Below are 17,246 nucleotides of genomic sequence, written 5' to 3'. Positions count from 1 at the left end.
CGATATAAAAATGGAAATGTTTATTATACTGGTGATAGAGGTGAAGAAATGCGGATACATAGCCAAGAACAAATCGCCTTTTCGATGAACCGGGCGCAGCGTAATTCGACGCAAATTGAAAAAAGTCTGCTGAAATTGGGTTCAGGGCTGAAGATTGCAAAAGGAAGCGACAATGCCTCCGGGCTATCGATTTCCGAAACAATGCGTGCTCAGATCCGGGGGATTTCACGGGCCCAGGCCAATATGCAGGACGGGTTGTCCGTACTGGAAGCTTCCAACGAAGGGCTGAACAATGTCAATGGCTTGCTGCAGCGTGCACGAGAATTGGCGGTCCAGAGTGCGAACGGCACATTGACTGATTCCGATCGGAAAGCAGGCCAGCAAGAATTGGACCAGTTGCTCGGCGCAATCAATGATACGGCGACGAAGCTGGAGTTCAATACGAAGAAAATTTTAGGCGAGACAACACAGTTGAACTTACATGTCGGCGCAAACCCTGGCCAGAATATGAAGATCGATTTGGTGGATGTCAGTACAACTGCTCTCGGTATCAAGGACGCATCCATTTTAACGCAGTCGGATTCTGCTGAATTGATTACTACGATTGATGGTGCAATCAAAACGATTTCTGGTCATTTGACAAAAGTCGGTTCTCAGATGGAAGCAGTCGAGCACCATTTGAAAAACGCTCTTGTTTTCGAGAACAACCTGACGAAATCACTTTCACTACTAGAAGATACGGACATGGCGAAGGAAATGATGAATTTCATCAACTTGGACATCCGTCAAAAGGGTGACCACCTGCTCGTCAATTCAGTGAATCAAAATGTGCAAAATGTGTTGAATTTATTAACGAAGTGAGGACACCGTGTGTTATGCGGTGTTCTTTTTTTGTGGGGAGATTTATTGTGAGATGAAAGGAGCATAACATTGGCGCGAGGAACGCTAGACAACTGGAATGAAACCCAGAAAACCTGGACCAACCACAGAATACTAAAACGAACGCCAGTATACAAAATTGCACGCCAGAATAACAAATTGAACGCAAATATTCACAACCGTACGCAGAATAATTAAGTACTCCCCTATCTTCGCAAACTGGAGGCTGTAGCGCAAATGCGCTTGGCAACATCTCCCTCAAAACAAAAAAACACCTCAACCTCAAGGTGTTTCTTCGTTGTTTGGTGCCATGTTCTCGCAACGCGGCGCATTGGAGACTTTACGGGCTGCTCTGGCGACGATAGACAGGATATTCGTAGCACCTTGCCTGTCCGCTTCGTGAGCCGCGCGTATATAGGGACTGTGTTTTTCATTTGCAATGTAGTGGGGCGGCAGTTCATTTAGTGCGATGGCCATGATGTCATTCAAGCATCGCTCACAATCACATGTTAGATGAAGGTCCCGTTTGTTTTTGCTAAGTACATCACGAACGACATCTTCCATGACATTGTAGATACCCATTATATTCCCTCCAAGACTACTTTGTTGCTTTTAAGTATATCATTTCCTTGGCAGGGATTGGAGTGCTTTTTCCTGTTATACTGGCGCCAGCCCTTTCGCAAGGAACGCAATCATTTCATCGATCTCTTTTTCGTCATCCCATCCCTCTGGAGTGAGAACATATTTGGTGCCGAAATAACCGATGATCACCGAACTGACGTAACGGAGTACCATGGCCGGCGGGATATCGGCGATCTGCCCTTTTGCCTGGTAAAACTGAACAGTTTCCAAAAAAAGCTGATACACCTTTTGGCCAACTTGCTTAATAAACTCGTCGCGCAGTTCAGGGTGGAAAGGAATTTCTTGTATGACCACTTTCACAACCTGTATGTTATTCTCCAAGAATTCTTGCCGGTTTTTGATCATGGCGCGAACGAAATCCTCGAACCGTTCGTATTTTTGATCCAGCACTTTGTTAATATCCTTCAAAATAAAGGGAGAAATCATTTTCAACATCATTGGCGATACAATGGATAATAACAAGTCTTTTTTTGTTTTGTAGTGCCGGAAGATGGTTCCTTCTGCGACGCCCGCTCTTTTGGCGATTTCACTTGTCGATGTGGCGGCAAAGCCTTTTTGCGCAAACATTTCTGTCGCCGCCGCCAAAATGTTCCGTTGTTTCTCCGTCAAGTCCCCTTCGTTTTGCAATAATTCTTCCATTCGCTTATCGAGCTTTTCCATAGTACCTCCTTACATCGTACGAAACTTCCGCAGTACCAAGATATTCATCATCATGAAGAAAAGAGTGAATCCAAGCAATACGAGAAGATTTATATAAATTTCTGTAAATCCATATCCTCTCACCATTATATCGCGTAATGCGTCTGCTGCGTAATAAAGAGGTGTGACGTAACTGATCCAACTTAGCCATTCCGCAATCGTATCTAAGTTGAACAGCCCTGAAAAGAAGATTTGTGGTACAACAATAATTGGTATGAATTGCATCATCTGCAGTTCGTTATGTGCAAATGTTGATAATAAAATTCCTAGTGACAATGCAGTGAAAGCGAGAAGAAGTATAACGAGCAGCACATGGAAAAACGCTCCTTCCATCACCATGCCAAGCACGTAAACCGCATAGGAAGCAATAATGGTCGATTGAATCATGGTGAATATCCCAAATCCGATCACGTATCCAACGACAATCTCCCATTTCCGCAATGGCGTCGCCAGCAGTCTTTCCAATGTCCCCGTCGTCCTCTCGCGCAAGAATGAAACACCCGCGATAAGAAACACGAAAAAGAAGACAAAGAATCCTAACAGCACCGGGCCGAAGTAATCAAACTGTCCCATATCATCCGAGCCAAACATCGTATCGACCTTAAGCTGGGGAGCATTCTCCGGCTGACGTGGTTGGAAGGCTTCTTGCACCCATTTCATTGTTGCTCCCGTGACGGTAGGGTCACTTCCTTCCAAAACCAGTTCCGGCTGACCTCCAACGAACTTAATGTACGCATCCAGTTCCTGTGCGGCTATTTTTGCTTTAGCGTCCCCTTCCTCCTCGAATAACGAGAGAGTGGCTTTCTTGTCATCCAATTGTTCAATGACAGGTTCTGGCGCATCCACCAATCCAATTCGCGGAATATAATCGTCGCCATTGAAAACGAAATATAACATAGTCAATACGAGGATGGGGGCAAATATGAGCAAGCCGATCGTCCTTTTATCCCGTATCAATTGTTTTAGAATACGTTTTACCATTGCCGTTACTCTCATGACTGCTCACCTCCGAAATATAAAAAGGCTTCTTCAATTGTCTTCGTCCCTGTTTGCCTTTTTAGTTCTCCTGGCGTCCCGACGGCAATCAGCTTTCCATTGCGGAGGAGCCCGAGCCGATCACATTTATCCGCCTCATCCATGACATGTGTTGTGACAATCAGCGTTTTTCCTCGCTCTTTTAATGCATGAAAGGCCCGCCAAATGTTTTTTCGGAGTAGGGGATCAATGCCGACAGTCGGTTCATCGAGGATGAGCAGTTCTGGTTCATGCAGCAACGCAATTGCTAAGGAAAGCCGTCTTTTCATCCCACCGGAATAATTGGATACTACTTTTGACAGCTCATTGGATAGCTGGACAATTTCAGCTACCTCTTCCATGCGCTCCACTTGTTTTCTCCCTTTTAACCCATACAGCTCAGAGAAAAAACGCAAGTTCTCCTTTGCAGATAACTCCGTATAGAGTGCATCCGATTGTGCCATGTAGCCAATACGCTGGACGAGATTTAAGTTCGGCATTTTTTGTCCAAATAAATAGTTGGCCCCTTCTGTTGGTGTATCAAGCCCTGCCAATTCTTTCACCAATGTTGTTTTTCCAGCACCGGAAGGGCCTAACAAACCGAAAATTTCCCCTTCCCAAATATCCAATTGGATGTCCTTCAATACAGAGTGAGTTCCAAAAGACTTTGACACATTTTGAACCGAAACACATTTGTTCACCTGTTTCATTTCTAACACCTCTTTCATAGTGAGTGATTACTCACTATGATAAATCAACAAGCATATCTTGTAAAGTGAGTAATCACTCACTACATTTATTTAATCGAATAAAAAGAACCATCCAGCCGTCAATACGGTCTGAATGGTCCCCTTTTTCTAGCTCTCTGTCCGAATAGAATAAAAGAGCTTTACTACGTCTGCTTCATTTTTTATGTCTAGCTGCTCCAGCGTCCGCTTCCCAACACGCCGGTCCAATACCGCAACTGCCCGGATGAAAGGATGGTCATGGACCAAGGCTTTCTCCACTGGCATCTGCACATAGTCAAACAATAGCGGCACCACTTCCCATGCCGGATATTGCCCCGATGCTTTCACTTGCTCTTCCGCGTCATCATATGCCGCATGGAGCTGCTTCAATTCATCGGACTCCCAAAAGGCCTTCCAGTCCCCTTCCCACTTCCAGGGATCAATACGCCGTTCCTCTTGCAGCTCCCGCCCGCGTTCATTCGCTTGTCGGGCGAACGGAATATCGGAGGCCCGGAATACTTCATTTCCATCGAGCGTCACCCGAAAAGTGGCTGTCTGGTCATGGCTTTTCCGATGAACGACTACGTGATAGTGCACGCGGCCTTGCAGCTTCTCACAAAGCAACTCTTCCGCCAGTTGTTTCAGCTTGGTCCATCTCATTTCGAGCGATGGGCCTCCCATTCTTCCCGAAGCATGCCCATCCGGATGGAGTCGTAATAGACACCGTTCCAGTAGCGGACTTTGCGGATTCGTGCTTCCATTGTCATGCCAAGTTTTTCAGCTACACGGATCATCCGCTCGTTGCCGGACCAAGTCGTGAGGCCGACCCGGACGAGCGGCATGGTCGTAAACAGATGTTCAATCCACATCGTGAGTGCTTTCGTTCCGTATCCGCCACTCCAGTAAGCCGGTTCATAAATGACAACCCCAATTTCAAGCCATAACGACGGCTTGTGTTCCCAATAATAGCTCACCATACCGATCAGTTTGCCTTCCGCCTCAATACCCCAGAAATCATCCTGCGCAACGATTTTATCTTTACGTTCCAAGAACTTTTCATACGGTATCGGTTCATGTGGATAATAAGGCGCATCCCATTGCTTCCACTCCGGGTCTTTATCTTTGAAGCTCATCTCCCAAAGGCGGTGCAAGTCGTCTTCTTTGATCGGTCTGATCGTGATTGTGTCAGTTGTATAGTTCAATACGTTCCCTCGGTTCTTATAAGTATTTCGCGAACCATCCCGTAATTTCATTTAACCGCTCAATGCGTAAATTCGGTGTTCCGGTCCGCGATAAGTTGTGGTCCGCGTCCGGAAAACGGACAAATTCCGTTTCTTTCCCCATGCTTTTTAGTGTAATAAATAATTGTTCTGCCTGTTCAATCGGGCAACGGAAGTCTTTTTCCGAGTGCAAGATTAACAATGGTGTCTTCACATCTTCCGCATATTTCAACGGCGAGTGTTTCCACAACGTATCCACGTCTTTCATGTCGGCGAGAATTTGCCAATCGCTGAAATAATAGCCGATATCAGATACGCCGAAGAAGCTGATCCAGTTGCAGATCGAGCGCTGTGTCACAGCTGCTTTGAAACGGTCGGTATGGCCGACGATCCAATTCGTCATGAAGCCGCCGTAGCTGCCCCCAGTCACGCCAAGACGTGCCTTGTCAATCCACTCATTTTCTTCGAGTGCATAGTCGACCGCTGCCATGATATCTTCATAGTCACCGCCGCCATAATCGCCGCGCACCGCATCGACGAATTCCTGGCTATAGCCATGGCTGCCACGCGGGTTGACGTACAGGACGCCCCATCCTTGCGCTGCAAGCAATTGCATTTCATGGAAGAATGTGTTGGCGTACATAGCGTGCGGGCCACCATGGATATTAACGACAAGCGGGTATTTCTCCCCTTCCTGCCAACCAGCTGGTTTCATGAGCCAGCCATGCACGTCCCAGTCTTTCTTTCCTTTGAATTGGATCGCTTCTGGTTTAACAAGCTCCGTTCCATTCACATACTTTTCATTGAACGAAGTAAGTGCTTCCCGTTCGCCGGTCGCAATCGTCAGTTTATACAGCTCACCAGGATTTGTCGGATCCGTCGCCGCAACGAGAGCAAATGTGCCTTCTTTGTCCACATCATATCCATAGACATGCTCATTTTCAGGAGAAGCAGGATACAATTCGCCTTCCAGCGTCGCGAAATAAAGGCGCACGTCACCCATTGTCGCCAATTGGAAATACAGATGATCGTCCTTCGTCCAAACAACAGTCGGTGCACTTGCCCCTTGCTGGTGATCGGAGACTGTCACATCCCCTACTGGCGCATCAATGCTTTCTGTTACATTCAAACGGTTGCCCCGCTTCGTGTCGTATACGTACAAATGCGTATGAGTGGCGTTTTGGAAGGAACGATCCGAGCCGGCAAACGCGATATACCGGTCGTCAAACGAGAATGTCGCCCCGCCATAATAGCCCTCTTCATCAATGATAATTGTCTCTTCCTTTGTTTCGATATCAACCAAAATCAACGGCTGACGGAACTCAAAATCCTGGTTCTCTTCCCGATTCACGCTCATGACAAGCTTCTTGCCATCATGCGAGACGGCTTGCAAGGCATATTGATGATTGCCCTCTGTAAACTGTGTCACTTCTTCTGTTGCGAGATCGACAACACCGATTTGCCGGTACGTATCTTGCGGCAGAAGGCCAACGCCATCCGCTTTGTATTTCATTTTTGTCACGCGAACGGGCTCAGGTTTTTTCTTGTCGTCTTTCTCTTCTTTATCCTTGAAGGTTTTGCCCTCTTTCACAGAGGCATTGATCCAGATTTTCTCCCCGCAAGGCGACCAGACGAAGCTGGATACCCCTTTGTCAAATGAAGTCACTTTCCGGGCTTCCCCGCCTTTTGCCGAAAGGACATACAGTTGGTTTTTGTCATCACGGTTTGATAAAAAGGCAAGCTGCGTGCCGTCTGCGGACCACTCAGGAGAGGACACGCGCTGTTTTCCATACGTCCATTGCGTTACTTCAGTCGTTTCCAAATCAACATGATACAAGTTGGCGACGTATTTATTTTCCTCTTCTTCAATATGTGTTTTGACAAATACCACTTCTTCGCCATTTGGTGCGATATGTGGGTTTGTAACGGATTGGAGTGTATATAAATCTTGTACTTTCACTTTTTGCTTTTCCATAGGAATACCCCCTTCTTTTTCTCTCTTACATATTTCGACACTCGTAACAATACTCCTTCTGTGTAATAAACTTTTTTGTAATCAATTTGATCACAAAAAAACAGCGCCAGTCCACTCGACCGGCGCTGCCTTCATTATTTCAATTTGAACCCTTGAACAATTTCCTGCAAACGGTCTGCCATGGAACTGAGGACAGTCGAAGACGCGGAGATTTCTTGCATCGTCGCACTTTGTTCCTCGGAAGCCGCCACGATGTCCTGCGCGCTGAGATCTGTGCGCTCAGACATAGTAGCCACCTCGTCGACGAGCTGTTTCATCCGCTCTGTGCTGTGGTTGACTTCTTGGCTGATTGCCGCAATTTCAACGGCTTGTTCCGTTACTTCCTGTACGTGGTTTTCAATGTCGCGGAAGTAGCTGCCGGTTTGATTGACCATCGATAACCCTTCTCCTACGAAGGTCTTGGACGTTTCCATCGCAGTGATGGCGCCGCCGACCTCTTGCTGGATTTCTTCGATGAGTTTTCGGATGTCTGATGCTGCGTTGCCTGATTGTGCCGCCAACTTGCCGACTTCACCGGCTACCACCGCGAATCCTTTGCCGTGTTCGCCAGCCCGCGCCGCTTCGATGGATGCGTTGAGCGCTAGCAAATTGGTCTGCTCAGCGATGCCCGTAATAATCGAAACGATGCTGCCGATTTCAGAAGACTTCTGATGCAACGAATTGACAACAGTGGAAGTTGAGTCTGTGGACTGCCTGATGTCATCCATTTTTTGTACAGTAGACTTCATCATCGCAACGCCTTCTTTTGTCAGCTCGGATGTATTTTTTGCGAGTGATGATACTTGCCCGACTGATTCAGCCGTCTGATGGATCTGCTCTGCCATCTCATCCACGATGGCGCTGCTGGATCTTGCGCTGTCCAATTGGACGGACGCTCCTTCAGATACTTCGATAATTGCATTCGTAATTTGTTCAGACGCCCGTGTTGATTCGTCCGCACTCGTTGCAAATTGCGTGGATGTTGAAGCAAGCGTATCAACGTGTTCATTCAAATCCGTCATGATCTCACGCAGGTGATTTGCCATATAATTGAAGTCGCTAGCGAGTTCACTAATCTCGTCTTTCGTCTTCACCTCAATCGGCTGGACTGTCAAATCGCCTGTCGCCATCTGCTTAAACGAAGAAGACAGCTGGACGATCGGACGCTGGATGGTACGAATCAAATAGCGGATGCCGAGAATCGCAATTAACGTCGCAATGATTGTGCTGACCGATAAGATAATCAACACAGAACGGTAGAGCATGTCTCCCTCTTTTTCAATTGCTTCCAATTCCTCATGATGCAATTGGCTTAACTCCTGAAGTTTCTCTTGCATCTCATTTGCCGAGATGATGGCGTCATATGACTTGGTTGTCGCCTCTTGATCTTGGCCGCCTGCACTCATCACTAGTATTTCATCAATTTGCGACGTGTACGACTTCCACACTGTCACTACTTCATTCAATAATTCTTTTTCGTGTTTCGTATCAAGTAAAAGGTCATACGAATCAAATGCACCTTCCACATTGTCTTTTTCATCAGAGATTTGCTGTTCATACTTCTCTTCAAACTCGCTATCCTTTGATAAAATATGACGCTGTGTTAATCCAAGTATATTCTGCGTTCCTTTTTCAAGCCTGTTGATCCGATCAATTTTCGGTATCTCTCTCTTATTGATCGTATCCGTGTTCTCACTCAATTTATTTGTACTCACAATGCCCGCCACACTCATCCCGATAATCAGCATGATCATCAAAGTGAAAATGGCACTTAATTTCCTCCGAACTGTCCAACGCATAAGCGCTCCCCCTGCCAATAAATTCATGACCTCTATTTTTATTATCGTCATATTTCGACATGAATTTAATAGGTGGTTTGGGTATATCTTTCTATTTGTCAAATAAGACCTTTGCATCAAAAAACCTTTTCCAATAGAGTACCAATTGGAAAAGGCTGTTGAGGACGTATTAATTTTTTGCACCGATATGTGATTTCAATGAACGACGGAGAATCTTTCCGGTCGTATTCTTCGGCAACTCGTCCAGAAACTCGACATGCTCCGGCACTTTGTATTTGGCGAGCTTTTCCGCGCAGTAGGTTTTCACCTGTTCTTCATTCAGCGAAGCTCCCTGTTTCAAAACGACGAACGCATGGACTGCTTCGCCGAAGTCTTGATCGGGTACACCGATGACAGCTGCTTCCACGACTGCGGGATGGGCAAACAGCACTTCCTCGACTTCGCGCGGGTACACATTGTAGCCGCCGACAATGATCATGTCCTTTTTGCGGTCGACGATATAAAAATAGCCGTCCTCATCCTGTTTTGCCAAGTCACCCGTGTATAGCCAACCGTTACGGATGGCGGCCGCCGTTTCCTCTGGCATTTTGTAATAGCCTTTCATGACGTTCGGTCCGCGGACAATTAATTCGCCGACTTCGCCCCGCGGCACTTCATCACCAAACTCATCGACGACTTTGTTTTCCACGTTAACAATATTTGTGCCGATGGAACCCGGCACCCGTTCGCGGTCGAGCGGGTTGAAGCAAGTGACCGGAGCTGCCTCAGAAAGCCCGTAGCCCTCTGACACACGGACATTGAACTTGTCCTCGAAGTTATGAAGCAATGCAACCGGCAACGACGATCCTCCCGAAATGGCTAACCGAATCGTCTGGAAATCCTCCGGGTTGCCTTCCGGATATTGATAGAGGAAGTTGAACATCGTCGGAACTCCAGCAAACACTGTCCCCTTCTCTTTCCGGATCGTAGAAAACACGTCCTGCGGGCTGAAGCGCGGAATTAACAGCACGGTCGCCCCTTTCAGCAACGGCGCGTTGACGACGACTGTCAAGGCAAACACATGGAATACCGGCAAGGTTGCCACGACGCGGTCATGCTCTGAGAAACCAAGATAATCGCCGACGTCACGGGCGTTGGAATATAAGTTTTTATGAGTCAGCATAGCCCCTTTCGGATGCCCCGTTGTACCTGAGGTATAGAGAATGATAGCGGTTTCATTTTCATCCACATCAACAGGTTTCACATCCGGACTGCCAGCTGCGATCAATCGGGAAAACGGCAACACCTTTTGTTTCACTTCACCCGGCAATGCCTTCAGCTTCTCTTCCGCATCCGGGCTCGTCTCACAAATAACGTAGTGGCCGATGGACGGGAAGGCGCCTGCCGCTTTTTCCACAAGCGGAATCAAGGCATCGAGCGCTATGACCGCTTTCGCATCGCTGTTATGTAAAATATACGAAATTTCATCTGGTGAATAAATCGGATTCACCGGAATGGCGGTCGCCCCAATACGCATTGTCGCATACAAAGAGATGAGGAAATGCGGTGTATTTCCTAATAAAAATGCGACATGATCTCCCTTTTGAATCCCCAAATCCTGAAGAGCAGATGCAAACATCGACACGGACTGATCAAACTCGGCATACGAAGTGTCTTTCCCCATGAAGTGATACGCCGTTTTGTCCGGCTGTTCCTTTGCCGTCTCGTAAACACGTGAAACTAAATTCAACGTTACTCCCCCTTTATTCATTTTGAATGAATACTCATTCATTTCCACCTTCTGTTATTATATAAGAAAAATTTAAATATAACAATAGATTTCAACTATCTTTCAATTATCCTTTAGGCAAGCAGATGGCATGCCAAAAAAGCATAGCCCATTCCCCGACTATGCTTTTCCACTATAGCCAACTTGCTTGTAAGAATTACTCTTTCGCCCGCGTGCTGCTCTAGAAATCTACTTTCAGAATGCCGTTACACATTCACAATATGCCGGATATATTCCATTGTCTTGCGTTCGGCGTCTTCCAAACTGTAATCCAACCGGTTGTTCAAAATGTTCGTCAGCATCCCCTGCCAAACCAATATGGTCATTTCATTAATATCATCGACCCGGTTCTCTTCCAGCTGCCCTTCCTTTGCCGCCAGGCTAAGAAGTGATTTGCCCCTTTTCGTCATGCTCCGTTCAAAAAGAATCGGCTGCAGCTCCTCCGGAATATTAATCAAATCTGCCGGGTACATCTCATAATAGTCTTCCAGCATTTTCTCCGGCTGATCTCCCAGATCCATGATGAACACCGCATGGAAAATGTCCGGCTGCAGAAAAGAATGCTTGCAGAAACACTCCCATGCCAATAGATACTTTTCAAGCGGCGTCTTGCCTCTATTAATGTACAGTGCTACGTCCTCGACATATCCCTTCAGCAGTTTCATAGAAGCGAAGAAGACGAGATGCGAGATTTCATCGAAATAATTATAAATCGTTGCACTGTTGTATCCCGCGCGGTCCGCCACTTTCCGGATGGTCACTTGGTTGATTCCTTCTTCTTCGATCACTTCAACGGTTGCTTCAATGAAATACTTCCACATCCTGCTCATTTGGATTTTTTTATTGCTCAACTTCCAACACCCCATCTGAATCGTTCTTTTCATATCTTGCATTATTACACAGTATACAATATTTGCATGCTGAGAAATTACGTTTTGTCATTGTTCTTCGAAAATTGCTGTGATAGAATAATCGATATTAATAAATAATCATGATTATTTTATTATGTTTGATTGTCAGACGTTTGGCAATCAATAACTACACCAGTTTCAAACCGGTTTTTGTTTTCATAGATGGGCATAGTAGTTGTAGTGTGCTTTTTGAAAACGCTACCAAGATAGTGAAAAATCCATAAACAACAGGGGTGGAAGCATGAAAAAAGTTCGAATCGACCCAATTATCTTCTGGGCATCCATCGTCGTCATTTTGGCGGCAACTATTTTACTCGTCATTAACAGGTCGACAGCAGAACCTTACTTGGATGGCTTAATGACAGCGATCACATATAAAATGGACTGGGCTTTTCAATTTTTGACGATAGGCCTGTTCATCTTGCTTATTTGGCTGGCGTTTAGCCGGTACGGGAAAATCAAATTAGGTGACGGCAAGCCGGAATTCTCCACATTCAGCTGGGGAACGATGCTGTTCACCGCGGGCATGGGAACAAGTATTATGTATTGGTCCATGATCGAACCGATCTCGTATTTTACAGGACCTCCGTTTGGCATTGAACCGGGAAGCAATGAAGCAGCTGAGTGGGCGCTGACATACGGGCTCTTCCACTGGGGGATTTCCGCTTGGTCCCTTTATGCTTTTCCAACTGTCGTTATCGCGTACTCGTATTTCATTAAAAAGCGGCCTTCCCTAAAAATGAGCGTGGCGCTTAGCGGAGCGCTTGGGAAATATGCCGATGGCTGGCTTGGGAAATTCATCGACATCCTCGTCATCTGGAGTCTTGTGGGCGGGCTTGGCACATCGCTTGGGCTCGGGGTGCCGATGGTATCCGCAGTAGTCGGAAGCATCTTCGGTCTAGAGCAAACGATCATGTTAGACACGATTATCGTCATCTGTATTACGATCATTTATTCTGCCAGCGCGTATTTAGGACTTCATAAAGGAATTCGCCGCTTGAGCGACATCAATGTGTACCTTGCCTTAGCGATCGCCATCTTTGTCTTTATTGCCGGGCCAACGCTGTTCATTCTGACGTACTTCACTAACAGCTTCGGAATGATGGTGCAAAACTTCTTCATGATGAGTTTTTATACCGATCCAATCAATAAAGGCGGCTTCCCGCAAGGATGGACCGTATTCTACTGGGCATGGTTCGCTGCAACCGCTCCGTTCATGGGACTATTCGTCGCCAGAATTTCCAAAGGGCGGACGATCCGTCAATTGATTACTCATATGCTCCTCTGGGGATCTATCGGAGGCTGGATTTTCTTTATGGTATTCGGCGGATATACGATGAACTTGCAGTTGCAGGATCTTCTTTCTGTGAAAGATATATTGGCTGACAGCGGCGGACCCGCAGCAGTTGTTTCCATCTTGAAATCGTTGCCTATCAGTTCAATCGTGCTGCCGTTCTTCGTCATCTTGGCCGTTATCTTCCTATCGACATCGATGGACTCGGCCACGTACATCTTATCCGCAATTGCAACAAAAGAATTGCAGGAAGGGCAAGAGCCTGCAAGATGGCACCGGATGGTATGGGGAGCGATTCTAGCGGCACTTTCAATTTCATTACTCTTAGTCGGCGGGCTTCGAGTCATTCAAACTTCCGCAGTCGTTGTGTCTGTGCCGATTTATGTCTTCTATCTGTTGCTGATCGTGTCCCTGCTCAGATGGCTGAAGGAAGATTTTCCAAAACAATAAGGGACCAAAACATCTAGGAGGTTTTTCAGAATGGTTTTTAACGTTCGTGAATCAAATCGCGTCATTCGTACCGAATTCCCGAGAAAAGTGAAAGAGATCAAAAATAGCTGGATTCCGATGTCGGACGGCACTCGCCTGTCCGTCAGCATCTGGCTGCCGGAAGATGCCGAGCAACATCCGGTTCCTGCGATCCTTGAGTACATTCCGTACCGGAAGGATGATTTCACAGCACTTCGTGATTCCTTGCGCCATCCTTATTTTGCAGGCCATGGCTATGCGAGCATCCGCGTCGACTTGCGTGGAGCCGGCAATTCAGAAGGAATCTTGTACGATGAATATTTGAAACAGGAACAAGACGATGCTCTGGAAGTGCTCACCTGGATTTCGGAGCAGCCTTGGTTTACAGGTGGCATTGGCATGATTGGCAAGTCTTGGGGCGGGTTCAATGGTCTTCAAGTCGCAGCCCGGCGCCATCCCGCATTAAAAGCAGTCATCACTCTCTGCTCTACGGATGATCGCTATGCGGATGACGTTCATTATAAAGGCGGCGCGATGCTTGCTTCCGATATGCTGTGGTGGGCTTCCACGATGCTCGCCTACAATGCACGCCCTGCTGATCCCGAAGTGGTCGGTGAGGCATGGCGCGACAACTGGCTGGATCGTCTTGAGAAGACGCCGCCTTACGTGGAAGAATGGGTAAAGCATCAGCGCCGTGATGCGTACTGGAAGCATGGTTCCGTCTGTGAAAACTACGATGATATCGACATTCCTGTCTATGCAGTCGGGGGCTGGGCGGATGGCTATACGAATGCCATTCCGCGTTTATTGGAAGGGTTGAAAGGCCCTCGCAAAGGGTTGATTGGCCCATGGGCACATGAATATCCTGAGATGGCCGTTCCCGGTCCGCAGATCGGCTTCCTTCAAGAATGTCTCCGCTGGTGGGACCACTGGCTGAAAGGCATCGATACCGGAATTATGGACGAGCCGATGGTAAGAGCGTGGATTCAAGACAGCGTCCCTCCGCAAACCGATTATTTCGTTCGGCCGGGACATTGGGCAGCGGAAGAACAATGGCCACCAGCTGAGTTACGTGATACACGGTATTACGTCAAAGGTGCTGACCTTCTTACTGAAGCGGTTGAAACGGAACCGATTCTCGTTGAAAGTGTCCAGCAGCACGGCCTGCACGCAGGTGTTTTCTGTCCATTCGGCCAGCCAGGTGACTTGCCGGGCGATCAACGGAACGAAAATGGCTATGCGGTCGTATTTGATTCCGAACCGGTCGAAAATCCAGTCGAAATCCTAGGGCACCCGGCGTTTACAGCAGAACTGTCTTCTGACAAACCGAATGCGCTGTTATCTGTACGGTTGAATGACGTCGCTCCTGACGGCTCATCCACACGGGTCACATGGGGTTTATTGAATCTAACCCATCGCAACAGCCACGAGTTCCCGGAAGCGCTGGAACCTGGCAAAAAGTACATGATTACCGTTGAAATGAACGCCATCGGCCATAAGCTTGAAAAAGGGCATCGCTGGCAATTGGCCGTTTCTCCGACATATTGGCCGCACGCTTGGCCGTCGCCGGAAGAAGCGACGCTCACGATCTATCCATCGGAGAACACTTTCCTTTCGCTGCCGGTCCGTGAGCCAAAGGCACTCGATCTGGAATTAAAACCGTTCCAGCAGCCGGAAACAGCAGCCGTCTTGGAAAAGGATATTTTACGAGAAGCGAAACGGACCCGCGTCATTGCACATGATGTCGTTTCAAACGTCTGGACACTTGATGATTTCTCTGATGAAGGTGCAAGAAAGCTGCATATCAATGGCATGGAATACGGCAGTACGAACCGCAATGTTTACACAGTGGAAGAAGGAAATCCGCTTTCCGCAAAGGTCGAATGTGATTGGACGTTGACAGTCGGACGGGATGATTGGCAGACGAGCCTTGAAACGAAAAGTGTCATGTCGGCAGATGAAAAGAATTTTTATTTATTCAACCAAGTAATCGCTTATGAAGGAGACACAGAAGTGTTCAATCGCTCGTGGAAGAAAGAAGTTCCAAGGGACTTCGTATAAAAGGCAATATGTTGAGTCGAGGTGTCATATCGTGTTAACAAGTAGAATTCATCAATTCAGAAGTTATTTGGAAGCACGGCATATCGATGTGGCGTTACTCTGGGATCCGGATAATCAATTTTACATGACCGGGTTCCGAGCCATTTCCTATTCGCGGCCCATTGTGACGTTGATTGATGAAAAAGAGATCCAGCTTATTATTCCCGCGCTGGAAGAAGCACATGCAGCAGAAAAAGCAGCGGCCGATCGGACGTACGTCTATTATGAGCAATACGCCTTTCGCGAAAAGCCGCTGACATACGAAGAACATTTGACCGGCATCCTGAAGTCGTACCCTGCTCCATGTACAATTGGCATTGAAGCGGACATCTTGCCCGCATCTGTTTATCAACGATTGCTGGATATGGGCTTTCAACTGGCTGATATCGGCGGCCAGCTGACGAAAATGCGGTCCATTAAATCCGCTGACGAAATCGAGCTTTTGAAAATTGCCGGCTCCTTGTCTGACCTGGCAATCGGCGAATCGCTGCGTCATGCACGCGTTGGCGTCAGCGAGCTTGAATTTGATTCGCATGGAGACCGGCTCCTTCTCGAATTAGCCTCCCGGGACTATCCGGACGAATTAATCGGCTATGCAGACTGGACCTGCTCCGGCATTCAGCGGAGTGAAATGCCCCACTTGTATTCCAGCACGCGGAAATTCACGAACGGAGATGTTGTTGTGCATAGCCGCCAAGTGTGGTTCAATAATTATCGCGCGGAAAATGAGCGGACGTTTATGATCGGCAACGGAACAGAGAAACAGAAAGACCTCCTGAAGCTGATGATTGAAGCACAACAGGTCGGCATGGAGATGATTCGTCCAGGGATTTCTGCGAAAGATGTGGATATCGCAACCTTCCAAGTTTTCGACAAGGCGGGCTATGGCGAGTTCGTTCAGCACAGGACGGGCCATGGCCTCGGTTTATCCGAACACGAGGAACCGTATTTGCGATTCGATAATGAATTGATTCTGCAAGAAGGGATGGTCTACACAATCGAACCGGGTATTTATGTGCCAGGCGTTGGCGGTTTCAGACATTCCGACACAGTGATCATAACGGAAAATGGCAGCTTTTCGATTACCGCCTATCCCCGTGATTTTGAAAGTATGCTGTTCTAACCATTTATAGAGTAGGGGAAATCATATGTTATCCATGATTGTTACCATCGTTGCGATTAATTTGGTCTATGTGTCATTATTTACGCTTCGCGTCCTTTTTACATTTAAAGGACTGCGGGTCATCGCATCTGTCGTTTCCATGGCAGAAGTGTTTGTCTACTTGATGGGGCTGACGCTCGTACTCGACAACCTCGATAAGCCGATTAACATTGCTGCATACTGTTTCGGCTGGGGCCTCGGGGTCTATGTAGGAAGCAGAATCGAGAAGAAACTGGCGCTCGGTTATACCGTTTTTGAAGTGGTCGTCAACGACAATGACATGGCGATTTGCCGGCTGCTGCGCGAAAAGAATTATGGCGTGACGTCTTGGTTCGCGGATGGCAAAGATGGAAAACGTCTTGTCATGAAAGTGCTAGCCAAGCGAAAAGATGAACAGAAGCTGCGTAACACGATTTTGGAAATTGAGCCAAAGGCATTTATCATTTCCTATGAACCGACGACATTCAATGGCGGATTTCTCGTGAAGAATTTGCGGTAATGGTTGATTGCCTGTTGTGATGCAGGCAGTCAATAAAATAAGCGAGTAT

The 17,246-nt window shown here is 47.3% G+C and carries 15 protein-coding genes; 5 read left to right on the top strand and 10 right to left on the bottom strand.

All coding sequences use genetic code 11. The annotated features are described in order from the left end of the window. Positions 1-48: 48 nt before the first annotated feature. Positions 49-861: a flagellin N-terminal helical domain-containing protein gene (locus L7D49_RS16825; protein WP_238083029.1), complete on the top strand. Its 813-nt coding sequence runs from the start codon at positions 49-51 to the stop codon at positions 859-861. A gap of 300 nt (positions 862-1,161) precedes the next feature. Here the strand turns inward: L7D49_RS16825 and L7D49_RS16820 are convergent, their stop codons facing one another. From L7D49_RS16820 to L7D49_RS16775, 10 genes are all read right to left on the bottom strand, one after another. Beyond that, complete coding sequence (locus L7D49_RS16820; RefSeq protein WP_238083027.1) at positions 1,162-1,461, bottom strand: late competence development ComFB family protein; 300 nt, start codon at positions 1,459-1,461, stop codon at positions 1,162-1,164. Between the two features lie 75 nt (positions 1,462-1,536). Then, positions 1,537-2,181, bottom strand: coding sequence for a TetR/AcrR family transcriptional regulator (locus L7D49_RS16815; RefSeq protein ID WP_238083025.1), 645 nt, complete (start codon positions 2,179-2,181; stop codon positions 1,537-1,539). Positions 2,182-2,190: 9 nt separating this feature from the next. Then, positions 2,191-3,216 (bottom strand): ABC transporter permease, encoded by a 1,026-nt coding sequence (locus L7D49_RS16810; RefSeq protein ID WP_238083023.1) that lies wholly within the window; start codon positions 3,214-3,216, stop codon positions 2,191-2,193. Beyond that, a complete protein-coding gene (locus L7D49_RS16805) occupies positions 3,213-3,944 on the bottom strand; it encodes an ABC transporter ATP-binding protein (protein ID WP_238083020.1) in 732 nt (243 codons plus the stop codon). Before L7D49_RS16805 ends, L7D49_RS16810 begins: the two co-directional genes overlap by 4 nt. A gap of 147 nt (positions 3,945-4,091) precedes the next feature. Then, complete coding sequence (locus tag L7D49_RS16800) at positions 4,092-4,622, bottom strand: SF0329 family protein (RefSeq protein WP_238083018.1); 531 nt, start codon at positions 4,620-4,622, stop codon at positions 4,092-4,094. Next, on the bottom strand, positions 4,619-5,164 hold the full coding sequence (locus L7D49_RS16795) for a GNAT family N-acetyltransferase (protein WP_269136036.1): 546 nt from the start codon (positions 5,162-5,164) through the stop codon (positions 4,619-4,621). The genes L7D49_RS16800 and L7D49_RS16795 overlap by 4 nt, the downstream gene beginning before the upstream one ends. A gap of 16 nt (positions 5,165-5,180) precedes the next feature. After that, entirely contained in the window at positions 5,181-7,157 is a 1,977-nt protein-coding gene (locus L7D49_RS16790; RefSeq protein WP_238083016.1) for a S9 family peptidase, read from the bottom strand. Between the two features lie 134 nt (positions 7,158-7,291). After that, positions 7,292-8,995: a methyl-accepting chemotaxis protein gene (locus L7D49_RS16785; protein ID WP_238083014.1), complete on the bottom strand. Its 1,704-nt coding sequence runs from the start codon at positions 8,993-8,995 to the stop codon at positions 7,292-7,294. A 169-nt stretch (positions 8,996-9,164) separates the two neighbouring features. After that, positions 9,165-10,724, bottom strand: coding sequence for a fatty acid--CoA ligase family protein (locus L7D49_RS16780; protein WP_238083012.1), 1,560 nt, complete (start codon positions 10,722-10,724; stop codon positions 9,165-9,167). Between the two features lie 245 nt (positions 10,725-10,969). Beyond that, positions 10,970-11,614, bottom strand: coding sequence for a TetR family transcriptional regulator (locus tag L7D49_RS16775; RefSeq protein WP_238083010.1), 645 nt, complete (start codon positions 11,612-11,614; stop codon positions 10,970-10,972). Positions 11,615-11,915: 301 nt separating this feature from the next. Here L7D49_RS16775 and L7D49_RS16770 point away from each other — a divergent pair, with 301 nt between their 5' ends. From L7D49_RS16770 to L7D49_RS16755, 4 genes are read left to right on the top strand one after another with little or no spacing between them, the layout of a single operon-like run. Further along, complete coding sequence (locus L7D49_RS16770) at positions 11,916-13,418, top strand: BCCT family transporter (protein WP_238083008.1); 1,503 nt, start codon at positions 11,916-11,918, stop codon at positions 13,416-13,418. 30 nt (positions 13,419-13,448) lie between these two features. After that, positions 13,449-15,497, top strand: coding sequence for a CocE/NonD family hydrolase (locus tag L7D49_RS16765; protein WP_238083006.1), 2,049 nt, complete (start codon positions 13,449-13,451; stop codon positions 15,495-15,497). A gap of 31 nt (positions 15,498-15,528) precedes the next feature. Next, positions 15,529-16,659 carry a M24 family metallopeptidase gene (locus L7D49_RS16760; protein WP_238083004.1) on the top strand — a complete coding sequence of 377 codons (1,131 nt, stop codon included), beginning with the start codon at positions 15,529-15,531 and terminating at the stop codon, positions 16,657-16,659. 25 nt (positions 16,660-16,684) lie between these two features. Then, the gene (locus tag L7D49_RS16755; protein ID WP_238083002.1) at positions 16,685-17,197 is read left to right on the top strand and encodes a DUF2179 domain-containing protein; all 513 of its coding nucleotides are present in this window, start codon (positions 16,685-16,687) and stop codon (positions 17,195-17,197) included. Positions 17,198-17,246 lie beyond the last annotated feature (49 nt).

Origin of the sequence: Sporosarcina cyprini, from assembly GCF_022048975.1 — a bacterium.
Lineage (GTDB): Bacteria > Bacillota > Bacilli > Bacillales_A > Planococcaceae > Sporosarcina > Sporosarcina cyprini.
Note: the sequence above shows the minus strand (reverse complement) of the source record. Positions and strands in the feature narration are given on the sequence as shown.